Raw genomic sequence first — 12673 nt, 5'->3', positions numbered from 1 at the left:
TTCAAGCAGAAAAACCCACTAAAAGTAGAAGATGGTACTCATTTTTTTCTGTTGGGAAGCTTTTGGGTGGGGTATGGTTAGTTAGAAATAAGAAGGGCTGTTACAATTTTACTTTTGCAACAGCCCCTTTCAGAGATCATGCTTCAGCAGACCGTCGTGACCGCAGCGATAAATCATTTTAAACGCTGGATGGAACTCTTTCCTGATGTGGAGTCTCTGGCCGGCGCTGAGGAACAGTCTGTTCTTAAGGCCTGGGAGGGATTGGGGTATTACTCCAGAGCTCGAAATCTCAGAAAGGGAGCTCTCTATCTTGTTGAAAATCATGGTGGAGCACTGCCTGAGGATTATAAAATGCTCCTCAAGGTTCCGGGAATAGGGGACTATACAGCAAGAGCTGTTCTCTCACTGGCCTTTTCAAGAGCTTACCCTGTACTGGATGCCAATGTGAGACGCATCGCCCAGAGGCTTACAGCCGTAAAAAATTGGCAAAGTGCCGATGATACCAGTCTGATGGAGGCATTGGATAAGCTTATTCCTTCTGACAGTCCGGGAGTATTCAACTGTGCTCTTATGCAGCTGGGGCAGCAGGTCTGCCGGGTAAGAACCCCGGACTGTGATTCATGTCCTCTGAGAGAGAGCTGCCTAAGTAGGGCGCTTGGTGTTCAGGGGGAGATCCCTGAAGTTAAAAAACGTAAGATAAAAGAGAAACAGAGTACTCTCTGTCTTCTTGTCAGGGACGGAAGGATATTGATGATCCGCCGGGATTCGGGTATAGGTAAGGGACTCTGGTTTATCCCCGCCCTTCCAGGGGGAGCGGAAAATTCGATTCTGGCATCCCTTGAGGCTGTGTCGGTTGGGGCTGAGAGTTCTGCTGACTTCAGGTCGGTTGAGAGATCCATTGTTCTGAAAGAGAGAGTCCATCTTTATACCAGCTGGAGAGAAAAACTTGATCCGAGGCTGTTTTTTCTTCCCGCCGCCGCCGCTGCTGATATTCCCTCCTGGGCTTCGGCAGATGGGGGGCTCTGTGAGTGGATTGAGCTTTCCAGAATCAGCGAATATCCCACAGCATCAGTTTATAGAAAAATACTTGATGATATTCCTCTCCTTTTTGTTCCTGAATAAAACAGGAGGGCCGCTTATTTCCCAATAAGGGTTTCTCTGTAGTTCATTAAGAGATCGGCTATTCACAAATCGATTGTCTTTCTCTGATTTTCCTTGAAAAAACAGAAATATTCTTATAGTGTTATCCTTATGAAAAAGAGTATTCATTATTCCATTATTATCCTGCTTGTGGCTTCCATATTCCTTGGCTCCTGCCGTTCAATAGAAAAGATGGCGGTCAACAAGTTATCGGATATGCTCTCTTCCGACTCCGGAGCCGGAGCTTTCACCCGGGACGATGATCCTCAGCTTATAGCTGATGCCCTCCCTTTCACACTTAAAATGTATGAACTCCTGATGGATATGAATCCTGAAGATTCGGCCTTGAAACTGGCAGCCGGCAAGGCCTTTGTCATGTATGCCAACGGCTTTATTCAGACTCCTGCATCCATGCTGGGAGATGAGGAATATCTTAAGCAGGAAAAGATGCTTGAGAGATCACGTAAGATGTATCTGCGGGGCAGGAACTATATTCTGCAAAGTCTCTTTCTTGAGATCAAGGACGGTGAAGAACTTCTGGCACTGGATCCGGACAGCTTTCTGAAAGAAGCCGATAAAGATCAGGTTAACGCCCTTTACTGGGCTGCTGCCGGATGGCTGGGTGCCTTTTCCTGTAATCCCTTTGATATGGAACTCGCACAGACAGTACATCTTCCCCTGGCATTTCTTTTCAGAGCTTTGGATCTGGATGAGGAGTACGGAAACGGCAGCATTCATGATCTTATGCTGACTATCTGGGCCTCAGTGCCTCCTGCAATAATTGAAAATGCTCTTTTGACGGCTCCCGAGACCGCCGGTGCTTTTGAAGAGAAGTACTATAAACAATTCAATATTTCAGAAGATGAAGAAGATAGAGCCCGTTTCCATTTTGCCAGATCAGTGGCTCTGTCAGATGGGAAAAACCCTGGAACCTACATCTCCCTGGCAAGCAGTTTTTCAGTGAAAAATCAGGATTATTCCGAGTTCGAAAACCTTCTGACCAGAGCTCTGGCTGTAGACCCCTACGAGGATCCTGATACTCAGCTTACTGTGATAATTTCTCAGGAAAAAGCCCAGTGGCTTCTAGACCACAGGGAAGACTATTTTTTAATTGATTTTTAATGAATCGACATATGTAATGGGATATAATGGTAGTATATGAATGTTAAACTAAAAAAGATTTTATCTTTTCTCCTTGTGCTTCTTTTTGTAAGCACAACTTCTCTTTCCGCACTGACAATCAAGATGGGCAGCCTCTTTCCAGAGGGTTCATCCTGGGATAAAACCCTGAAAAAAATGGCTCGTGAATGGAAAGATATCAGCGGCGGTAGGGTTACTCTTAAAATCTATCCCGGTGGTATTGCCGGAACCGAAGGTGATATGGTCCGGAAGATGCGGATCGGTCAGCTGGATGCGGCTGTTATGACAAATATGGGTATGACTGAAATCGTTTCCGACTGTCTTGTGTTAAGCCTTCCTTTTCTGGTGCAGACAGAAGAAGAGCTTGATTTCGTTATGGAGGAACTGGTTCCCTCTTTTAATAAGGATTTTCAGGAAAAGGGATTTGAAGTTATGGTCTGGTCTAAATCAGGCTGGGTTAATTTCTTCTCCAATACCGAAGTAAATACGCCTGACGATCTGAGAAAGACAAGAGTCGCTGTTTCACCAGACAGTCCCGAGATGATGGACGCCTTCAAGGCTCTTGATTTCAAGGTTATCCCACTGGGGATGAATGATACTCTTATGGGACTTCAGAGCGGAATGATAGATTCCTTTTATTCCATTCCAATGGCTGCGGCGGCCTATCAATGGTTCGCCTTTGCCAAGAATATGAATCCCATGCCTATGGCCCCTGTTATCGGAGGAATCGTTCTTTCAGAAAGGGCATGGCGGAAGATTCCGGCCCGTTATCATGACGATTTTAAAGCGGCCATGGAAGAGGTTGCTCACGAGTTTTTCATTGAGACAGATAAACTGAATCAGGAGGGGCTCCGTGTCATGAAGGAACATGATTTGAAGGTCCTTTCTCCCTCTGCTGAAGATATGCAGGCCTGGAGAGATCTTTTCAAGGATGGTTATCCCATGATCGTAGGTCCCGGTAAGGGAATCAGTGATGAGGTTTATAACAACATTCATTCTAAAATTGAAGCCTTCAGGAAAGCCAGGTGAAATTGGTAAGGAAAATCCTCACAAAGATTGAGTTCTCCACAGCTGTTCTGGTTTTCCTTATACTGGCTTTTATTCCCGTTCTGGAAATTCTCTCCCGTCTCATATTCAATAACGGTATACGGGCGGCAGAGGCTTATATCAGTCATGCGGTCCTCTGGGTTGCATTTCTGGCGGGGATGATCGCATCCAAAGAGAATGCTCATCTCTCCCTTACTTCCGGCAGGGATGTCTTTTCAGGGCGTCTTGAGGTCGTTTCAACAGCTGTGAGCCGCATTTTTTCGTCGGGGATCAGCTTTGGGCTTGCCGCAGCAGCGTTTTCTTTTCTGCTGATCGGTTTTGATCCTGAGCAGTCCATAGGTATTCTACCTATCCGTTTTGTAGCTTTAATTATCCCCCTGAGCTTTTTCGTCATGGCGATTCGTTTCTTATTTGTTCATCATGAAGAGAAAGGGACCCATTCAGTCTCAGCTCCGGTGATTATTCTGTCAGTTCTTCTGGGATTTTTTCTCAGTATTCCCTCATTCAGCAATATGCTCTATATGATGCTGCCGGAACCTCCTCTTTTTCTTGATTCACTGAGTATGCTTTACTACGACTTTTTCTACTATGCCGCTGTTCCGATGATCCTTCTTCTGATGGTCAGCACCGTAAGCGGTACCCCCATATTTATACTTCTGGGGGGAATAGCCTTCTTTCTTTTTTCAAAGGACTGGGGTTCCCTGGAGATTCTTCCCAATGAGGCCTACAACCTGCTCACAGGTTCTTCTGTCCCGGCAATTCCACTTTTTACTCTAACTGGATTTATCCTCTCTGAGAGTAAGGCCGGAGAACGTCTTGTCAGGTTATTCAAATCTGTTCTCGGCGGTCTGCCGGGAGGTATGGCGGTCATGGCCGTTATGGTTTCGGCTTTCTTCACTACTTTTACGGGTGCCTCAGGTGTGACGATACTGGCCCTGGGCGGTCTGCTCTCTTTTATGCTCCATGAATCGGGGGAATATAAAGATGGATTTATCAAGGGACTTTTGACATCCTCAGGGAGTATCGGTCTGCTTTTTCCTCCCAGTCTGCCTATAATCATGTATGCGGTTATGGCCCAGATCTCTGTGAAGGATATGTTTCTGGGTGGTCTGATTCCCGGCACTATTCTGGTTCTGGCTCTTTCAGCCATGGGTGTGGTGGCATCTTTTCATAAAAAGAGGAAAACTACTTTCAACCCTTCAGATATTCTTCCGGCTCTTAAAGATGCGGTTGGTGAACTATTTCTCCCTGTTCTTATTTTGACCGGTTATTTCGGAGGTTACTTCACTCTTGTGGAAACCGGTGCTGTTTCTGTCGTGTATTGCCTTTTCCTTGAGGGAATTATTCACAGGGATCTGAAGATGGCCGATCTCACCAGAATTATGCAGAAAAGCCTGCCTATAATCGGAGGAATCCTGATGATTCTGGCTGTATCCAAGGGACTGAGTTACTACCTGGTCGATGCAGAAGTTCCTCTGGCTCTGACAGCATTTGTCCGGGACAATATACAGTCAAAAATAGTCTTTCTGATTCTTCTGAATCTGATACTTATTTTAACCGGATGTCTTATGGATATCTATTCTGCTATTCTGGTTGTGGGTCCTCTTGTTATTCCCCTGGGAGCGTTGTTCGGGCTTCACCCGGTACAGCTGGGAATCATCTTTCTGGCCAACCTGCAGCTGGGATATCTGACTCCTCCTGTGGGTATGAATTTGTTTCTTGCATCCTATTGTTTTGAAACACCTCTTGTCGAAATCTACAAGAAGGTTGTTCCCTTCCTGCTGGTTCTGCTTGTGATGGTTCTGCTGATAACATACGTACCCTGGTTCTCCCTGGCCTTTTTGGGACTCTAGGAATTGATAGCTTAAAATAAGGGGTCTTGATGATACGACTGACTAAGAGTGAAAGAAGCTGGGTCCTCTATGACTGGGCGAATTCTGCTTATTCCATCACAATTACAACCGCCATATTTCCACTGTTCTTCGGACAAATAGCCCGGGAGGGTGGTCTGGCGGATACAACTTCCACAGCCGTACTCGGTTATGGAAACAGTTTCTATGCTCTTATCATTGCCATTCTGGCTCCTATTCTGGGGACCATGGCAGACTATAAGGGGATGCGAAAGAAATTCTTTACTGTATTCCTTGTTGTGGGAACACTGGCTACGGCCATGATGATTTTTATTCAGCCCGGTGCCTGGCTCACTGCTATTATCCTGTATATGCTCACCGCCCTGGGTTTTGCGGGAGCCAATATATTTTATGACTCCTGTCTGGTGGATGTTACCGAACCTGATAGAATGGATGTGGTCTCGACCAGAGGATTCGGCTGGGGATATATCGGTAGTACATTTCCCTTTGTTGCGAGTCTTGTCGTAATTTTTCTTATGGCAGGCGGAGACATGTCTGTTCTGAATATTACGGGTGTGCGTATCGCTTTTATCATCACAGCCCTGTGGTGGTTCGGTTTCAGTATTCCCTTTCTTAAAAATGTAAAACAACGATATGGAATTGAACCTTCTCCCCGGCCCATACGGGATGCTTTCGGACGTCTGTATCAGACTTTCAAGCATATACGTTCTTATAAGAAGATATTCCTTTTTCTGCTGGCCTATTTCTTCTATATTGATGGAGTTGGAACCATTATCAAGATGGCCACCGACTACGGTTCAAAGATGGGTATAAGTTCTACAATTCTTCTGCTGGACCTGATGGCGCTGCAGATTGTTGCCTTCCCCTTTGCACTTCTCTACGGAGTCCTTGCCAAGAAAACATCAACCAGATTCATGCTCTTTGTGGGTATAGGAATCTACTCAATCATCACAATTCTGGGTACGCTGCTTCCCTTTATGGGCCCCGACATGCTTATCCCCATGTTTATTCTTATCTCCTTTCTGGTCGCCACGAGTCAGGGTGGTATTCAGGGACTCTCCCGCTCCTATTTCGGTGCGTTAATTCCCCCCGATCAAGCCGGAGAATTTTTTGGCTTCTTTGATATCTTTGGAAAATTTGCCGCCATTATGGGTCCCTTTATCATGGGATTTGCCACACAGGCTACGGGCTCATATTCAGTTGGTATAGGATGTATTATTATTCTTTTTGCCCTGGGTGCCTTCTTTCTGGTCCGCTGTGGGAAATCTGAAACATGAGAGATCCTGACTCTGTAGAAGAACTCGTTGCCCTGGGGGTCGTCTATTCAGAGCAGGGAAAAAGATTGAAGGCTAAAGAGTGTTTTAGGATGGCACTGGAGCTTCTTCCTGAAGATCCTGTTATCAGTTATAATCTTGCTCTTGAACTTATGATTGATGAAAACTGGGGTGAGGCCCTCACCCTGTTGAATCAATCGGTTAACGGTGAATCCGATAATCCTGACTACTGGTGTGAACGGGGTATCACACTGTTCCGTCTGGATCGTTTTGATGAGGCCGAAGAATCCTTAGATCTGGCCCTTACCTATGGTGACGAGAACTCACGTCTCTGGAACTCTCTGGGAGTCCTTCGTTTTGTAGGAGAACAGTATGAGGATGCCGAACTCTTTTTCAGACGTTCAATTGAGCTGGAAAAAGATAATCCCGATGCCTGGTTCAACCTGGCGGATACCCTGGAGGAACGGGGTAACTTAAAAGGTGCTGATGAGGCCAGAAGGATGTTTGAGAATCTTATACTGGAAGCAGCAGAGGAAGATGATGAATAGTCCCGGCATTCTGTGTCATACAGGGCATGGCCATGAGAGCTGAAGAACTGGTTGCAGAAATATACCGGCAGAAAATAGAACTTCAGAAGGATGGGGCAAACCCCAAACAGTTAATTCTAAATATGGATGCCTGGCGGCATATCAGGGCCTGGCATCTGGCACGGGGTATCATGGAGAAGGCTCCTCATATGGATTACATCACTGAAGATTCTATCTTTGATCTTGAAATCCTTATTGATGCGGTGGAAGAACCTCTGGTTCGCTGATTATTGTACAAGCTGAAAACAAAACTCCCTGAAATACAGTACAGGGAGCATCATTATCAGGCCTTTGCCAGTTCTTTCAGCTGATTATAGGGGAAGATACCCGAACTGTGTCCATCACTCCAGCTGACAGCAAGGGCATAGTTACCCAGGGGAGTTACAGACTCAACTTTGATGTCACGGGGGATATCCTCATCATTGAGGATCTTTTCTCCGGAATATTCATCCACGCAGAGTGCACAGCGGCAGCTGCTTCTCATATGCACGGCATTGATCTTCCAGTCTTCCTTATCATTCCATTTCACAACAACAGTATCAGTTTCCTGTACTACTTCGGGTGGTTCAATCTTGGCGGCTGTGGCCTTACCCAATGCTCTGGCAATATTTTCAACCAGGGACTTATTCAGCTCATTGCTTTTGTAGTTTTCCATATTCCGGCCGCGTCCCGGTTCCAGGGGAATTTGAGCCAGTGTCTCCAGTCCGAAGCGTTCTCCGGGAGCCTTTGCTTCTCCAAAGATAAAGTGTTCTTTGTCGCAGCTATCACAGATAAAGTGTGACATGTTTTCAACAACACCAAGCATGGGTACCCCTACTTTTTCAAACATAAGTATTCCTCTGGACACGTCCACCAGGGAGAGTGCTGCTCTTGTGGTTACGATTACAGCTCCATCCACCTGTATGGTCTGACTCAGGGTAAGCTGAATATCTCCAGTTCCGGGGGGCATGTCAATTATCAGGTAATCGAGTTCACCCCATTCAACCTGTAAGAGTATCTGCTGCATATAACCTGAAACCATGGGGCCTCTCATAATGGCCGGAGCATCACCCATCAGGAATCCGAAGGACATAAGTTTCAATCCGTCTTTTTCCATGGGGATCAGCATCTTCTCTCTCTGAAACACTTCGGGTTTGCTTATATTGAAAAGTGTAGGTACTGAAGGACCGAAGATGTCCGTATCAAGTAGACCTGTCTTGTATCCCTGATCCCTGAGCTCACAGGCAAGTGTTGCGGCAACAGTTGATTTACCCACTCCACCTTTGGCAGAGGCAACGGCAATGATCTGTTTGACCTGCTTCAGTCCGTTTTCGCTTTTTTCATCCCTGGAATTTCTTGCGGTCATGGTCACATTGACCTTTTCTACTCCCTCTATTTCACCTACCAGCTTTTCGGCGGCTTCTCTGAACTGGTTTTTCAGGGGGCATGCCGGTGTTGTCAGCTCAATTGCAAAACTTACCTTTCCACTGCTGATAACCAGCTCTTTGATAAAACCAAGGGTAACGATATCTTTTCCCAGATCGGGGTCGATTATCTCTGATAATGCTTTGAGTACTACATCTTTCTGTACCATCTATTTCTCCAAAATATTCTATTGTCGGGAGATTCTCCCGCTGTTTACTTAATTTGTGTCCAGGCGCTTTCGTTTGCCGATGATTTGAGAACGGCTGTTACAAAGCGGATTCCCTGGAGGCCGTCCTTTTCATCAGGACAGCTGAGGGCTTCGATTCTGGCTGCAGTTCCGGCTCTGCGAGCCGCTATGGCCTCGGCGGCATCTCTGTAGATATTTGCAAAACCATCGGGAAATCCTTCCGGATGTCCTGCAACGATATGGCTGGCATAGGCGCTTAACGGGAGGGTTCCCGGACCATTGGGAGTTCTGATCTCCGTCGGTCTTCCCAGTGGTTTGAAGGTCAGACGCTGTGGGATCTCCTGCCCCCATTCGAGGCTTCCCAGGGTCCCTGATATGCGGAACTGCAGAGAATTTTCAATACCTGCAGCTGCCTGGGTAACCCAGAAACTTCCTCTGGCTCCATTTTCCATCTTCAGGAGGGCTCCGGTGTAATCATGGATCTCCCTGTTCGGTACAATGGATCCGGCATCAGCAGCAACTTCGGCTACTTCCATCCCCGTTACATAACGGATCAGGTTGTGGGCATGGGTTCCTATATCCCCCATTACCAGGGAGGGACCGCCTTTATTGCGGTTGTATCGCCAGGGGGCATCGGGACCCCTGGGATCGGCTTCAGACTCATCGGCCTTGCCTCCCTGCACATATTCAACCTGAATCAGGCGTATTTCTCCAAGTTCTCCGGCTTCCACCATGGCTCTGGCCTGGCGTGTCATGGGATACCCAGTGTAATTATGGGTCAGGCGGAAAATCAAACCTGTCTTTTTAACAAGAGCCGTCAGTTCTTCGGCTTCTTCAATTGTATTGGTCATGGGTTTGTCACAGATTACATCCATACCGGCTTTCAAGGCTGCTGAGGTATAGAGGAGGTGACTGTCATTGGGAGTCATGACAGCGACCACTTCGGCACCGTCAGATCTTTGGGATTCCTGTTCTATCAGTTCCAGACCGTCTGTGAATATTCTATCTTCAGGCAGTCCCAGATTTTTACCGCCCTGAAAGGCTCTTTCCGGATTTGTTGAGAGGGCAGAGGCTACTAGGTCGTAGCTGTCGGTCAGACGGGCTGCCTGTCGGTGCATGCTTCCTATAAAGGAACCGGGTCCCCCTCCAATAACCGCAAGACGAAGACGTCTTCCTAAATGTTTTATTGCCGGATTGTAAGCCTCATTACTCATCGTGTGTCTCCTCTTTTCTGCGAAAACAGTATAGGCTCAATATGAGTAAGGTGCAACTAAGAAAAGGCTGGACGGCTAAGGAAAGGCTGATTTATTTTAAAGGCTCATCAATATTCTTTATAATGATGTAATCATTATCCTTTCTACCGCTGTGACAGGATATGCATCCACCGGGAGTTCCCTCGGCAAGAATTTCTCCCTCTGGTGAAATCATGGCCCAGAACCAGTCATTGTTTTCCGGACTGAATCCTTCCACTTTAGCCATCACAGTCAGCTTATCCAGTTCCTTGGAATTCGTAAAATTTTCTTTAATGATTATCGTGCCGTAAGGAGCTGTTTTATGGGTGATTGGAAGTGCTTCTGTCAGATTTCTGTTTGCATATACTCTATGCCATGCTCCATGAGGTGACTGACCGGGCTGCATCCCCTCATGGCCGGACCACTCGCTGTAATCCTTGTATGAACTGTCCTTAGAGATTCTTTCCCAGAGACGGGCACCGGATATTTCCTGCGCCGTTAATGGAGCCAGCCTGGGCTCTTCGGCCTTTTTTTCACAGGAGAGAAATACCGATGCGCATAGGCATAAAAGGTATATATGTTTCATTACTTGTCCTCCAATTCTTTCAGAGGCAGTATCAGGTTGAATGATGTACCTTTTCCAATACGGGTCTTCACATTAATTTTACCCTTCATCCCTTTGACCTCTTCTTTCACCGCATCCAGCCCAACGCCTCTGCCGGAAATTTCAGAAACATCTTCACTGCTGCTGAATCCAGGTTTAAAGAGGGCATTCAGGATTTGAGAAGGGAAATGCCTGCCGGGTTTCAGAAGACCTGATTCCACGGCTTTTTTCTCCAGTGCATTGAAATCCAGACCTCTTCCGTCATCCTTAACTTCAAGAATAAGTGAATCCTCTTTATGGATGAAATTCAGCGTAAGAATGGATGCTTCCGGCTTTTCTGCTGCCAGGCGTTCGAAGGAATCTTCGATACCATGATCCAGGGCATTGCGCACAAGATGAAAAATTGAGTTTTGCAGTCTTCTCAGTCCCGGAATGATCTCCCAGTCCGAGTGGAAATCCAGCTGTACATCTTTTCCCAATTCCTGTGAGAGCTCTTCAACCATTTCACTCAGCTGTAGACGGAATATATCCAGTTCCGGATTATCGCTGCCTTCATTTACAGAAAATTGTCTGAAGCGCTCAATTATTCTGTTGATTGAATTCAGTTCGCTGCTGAGTGCTTTTGTTTGTTCAATCAGTTCTGAGCTTTCAATTTTCCTACTATCGGCACCAGATTTTCTGAATTTATCAAAATAGTTTTCCATGTTATGGGCAATTTTTTCCAGTGCTGTAAATTTAAGATATCTTGCAGAACCCTTAAGGGAGTGTGTATCCCTGAAAGCCTTATTAATAAGTTCCGTCTTTTCAAAATTCTCACTGTTGTCCTGAACAAATTGCAGCACTTCTCCTGCAGAGACAAGGAACTCTTCAAAAACCTGGGGACCCAGTTTCAGTATGGCGGCAATCTGTTCCAGTTCTGATTCATGGATCTGACGTTCTGTTTCCAGGGCTTCTTTTGTTTCATAAATCTCGGTCAGATCCTGAAAAAGGACCATTACATTCTGAACAGTATCCCCTTCAACGATTCTCTGGAAATGTGCAGAAATAATTAGCTTTTTTCCACTGGGAAGGATTATCTCTCTCTGACTGAGAGGGTTTATCTCCATAATCATACTCATGGAGGCAGTCTGGTTATTGAAGATAATCTTAAGAAATTGATCAAGTTCCACAGCTTCTTCATTCTCTTGATCACTGCCCAGTAAGAAATGTCTGAAACTGATACCGGAAATTTCTTTTTTTTCAAAAAGCTCTTTCAGATAAGAAGAATACTCGTCGGTGATTGTAAAATCAGGATTCAGCAGGAGCAGACCTTCATTGATATTATCAAGGTATTTTCTACTTTCTTTGAGACGGGCTTCAATCCTTGTGTTTTCAAGTTCCAGTTTTTTGCTGTTTTTCAAGCCCTTGATCATATCGTTGATTCTGCCGGCGAGTTCTCCCAGTTCATCTCTCTGGTTGAGGGTTATATCCACATCAAGATCACCTTCTCCCACCCGGGAGACAACATTGCCGATGGAGAGAACAGGACGGATAATTATATGTCTGAGCATGAGTAGGATTCCGATGAAAATAAAAAGCCCTATTCCGAGGAAAAATAATGTGAGTATTAAACGTGCAGAGGCAACTTTATCATAAATATCAGAAAGGCTTATTCTGAAATGGGACACACCTCTGATAAAGTGATCATCTCCATGGCAGCTCCGGCAGTCTGCATAGTTCAGGATAGGAAAAAAATATTCCATTTCCCGGGTCTCTTCATTCAGTATGGCCTTTGGTGTTTTGAAACGAAGCACTTCCTGGAAGCTTGTGCTCTCATTCATTGATCCCTCAAGCCTGGGTGTCTCTTCAAACATAATTCTATCCTGGAAATTGTTTACAAATTGCAGGGTGTTATAATCGCTGAAGGCCAGTGAACCGTCTTTCCTGTAGATCTCATATTCCAGGAATTCAGGCATACTTCTCAGGTCTTTCATTGTCTTGTTGGCCAGAGGGGCTTCACCGCTGAGCATAATATTGCGGATAGTGTGATTCAGAACCTGAGTATTTACCGCCAGAGTCTGCTGTGAGGCTTCGATGAGGTTCTGTTTCTGTGTGCGGATTGCAAAGGATATTGATAAACTTACAGCAAAAATCATGACCAGGAGAATCATGGAGACAATCTTTACCTGAATGGACTGCAGTTTCATA

Annotated in this window: 11 protein-coding genes; 7 read left to right on the top strand and 4 right to left on the bottom strand. The window is 45.8% G+C overall.

Annotated elements, in window-relative coordinates:
• Positions 1-114 precede the first annotated feature (114 nt).
• The 7 genes from DV872_RS16925 to DV872_RS16895 all read left to right on the top strand — a co-directional run bounded on the left by DV872_RS16925 (position 115) and on the right by DV872_RS16895 (position 7286).
• Positions 115-1122 (top strand): A/G-specific adenine glycosylase, encoded by a 1008-nt coding sequence (locus DV872_RS16925; protein WP_158547016.1) that lies wholly within the window; start codon positions 115-117, stop codon positions 1120-1122.
• 129 nt (positions 1123-1251) lie between these two features.
• Positions 1252-2262: a TRAP transporter TatT component family protein gene (locus DV872_RS16920; protein WP_147283193.1), complete on the top strand. Its 1011-nt coding sequence runs from the start codon at positions 1252-1254 to the stop codon at positions 2260-2262.
• Positions 2263-2298: 36 nt separating this feature from the next.
• Positions 2299-3309 (top strand): TRAP transporter substrate-binding protein DctP, encoded by a 1011-nt coding sequence (dctP, locus tag DV872_RS16915; RefSeq protein ID WP_114631130.1) that lies wholly within the window; start codon positions 2299-2301, stop codon positions 3307-3309.
• Positions 3306-5180, top strand: coding sequence for a TRAP transporter large permease subunit (locus tag DV872_RS16910; RefSeq protein WP_114631129.1), 1875 nt, complete (start codon positions 3306-3308; stop codon positions 5178-5180). Before dctP ends, DV872_RS16910 begins: the two co-directional genes overlap by 4 nt.
• A 29-nt stretch (positions 5181-5209) precedes the next feature.
• On the top strand, positions 5210-6475 hold the full coding sequence (locus DV872_RS16905) for an MFS transporter (protein ID WP_114631128.1): 1266 nt from the start codon (positions 5210-5212) through the stop codon (positions 6473-6475).
• On the top strand, positions 6472-7020 hold the full coding sequence (locus DV872_RS16900) for a tetratricopeptide repeat protein (protein WP_114631127.1): 549 nt from the start codon (positions 6472-6474) through the stop codon (positions 7018-7020). The genes DV872_RS16905 and DV872_RS16900 overlap by 4 nt, the downstream gene beginning before the upstream one ends.
• Positions 7021-7052: 32 nt before the next feature.
• Positions 7053-7286, top strand: coding sequence for a hypothetical protein (locus DV872_RS16895; RefSeq protein ID WP_114631126.1), 234 nt, complete (start codon positions 7053-7055; stop codon positions 7284-7286).
• Positions 7287-7342: 56 nt separating this feature from the next.
• Here DV872_RS16895 and DV872_RS16890 read toward each other — a convergent pair whose 3' ends face one another.
• The 4 genes from DV872_RS16890 to DV872_RS16875 all read right to left on the bottom strand — a co-directional run bounded on the left by DV872_RS16890 (position 7343) and on the right by DV872_RS16875 (position 12672).
• Complete coding sequence (locus DV872_RS16890) at positions 7343-8632, bottom strand: P-loop NTPase (protein WP_114631125.1); 1290 nt, start codon at positions 8630-8632, stop codon at positions 7343-7345.
• Between the two features lie 44 nt (positions 8633-8676).
• Entirely contained in the window at positions 8677-9864 is a 1188-nt protein-coding gene (locus DV872_RS16885; protein WP_114631124.1) for a Gfo/Idh/MocA family protein, read from the bottom strand.
• A gap of 91 nt (positions 9865-9955) precedes the next feature.
• Positions 9956-10468, bottom strand: a complete 513-nt coding sequence (locus DV872_RS16880) for a cytochrome P460 family protein (RefSeq protein ID WP_114631123.1) — start codon at positions 10466-10468, stop codon at positions 9956-9958.
• A complete protein-coding gene (locus DV872_RS16875) occupies positions 10468-12672 on the bottom strand; it encodes an ATP-binding protein (RefSeq protein WP_114631122.1) in 2205 nt (734 codons plus the stop codon). The genes DV872_RS16880 and DV872_RS16875 overlap by 1 nt, the downstream gene beginning before the upstream one ends.
• Position 12673: the final 1 nt, after the last annotated feature.

This window comes from Oceanispirochaeta sp. M1 (genome assembly GCF_003346715.1).
Taxonomy (GTDB): Bacteria; Spirochaetota; Spirochaetia; order DSM-2461; family DSM-2461; genus Oceanispirochaeta.
This window is presented reverse-complemented; position numbering and strand designations above follow the sequence as displayed.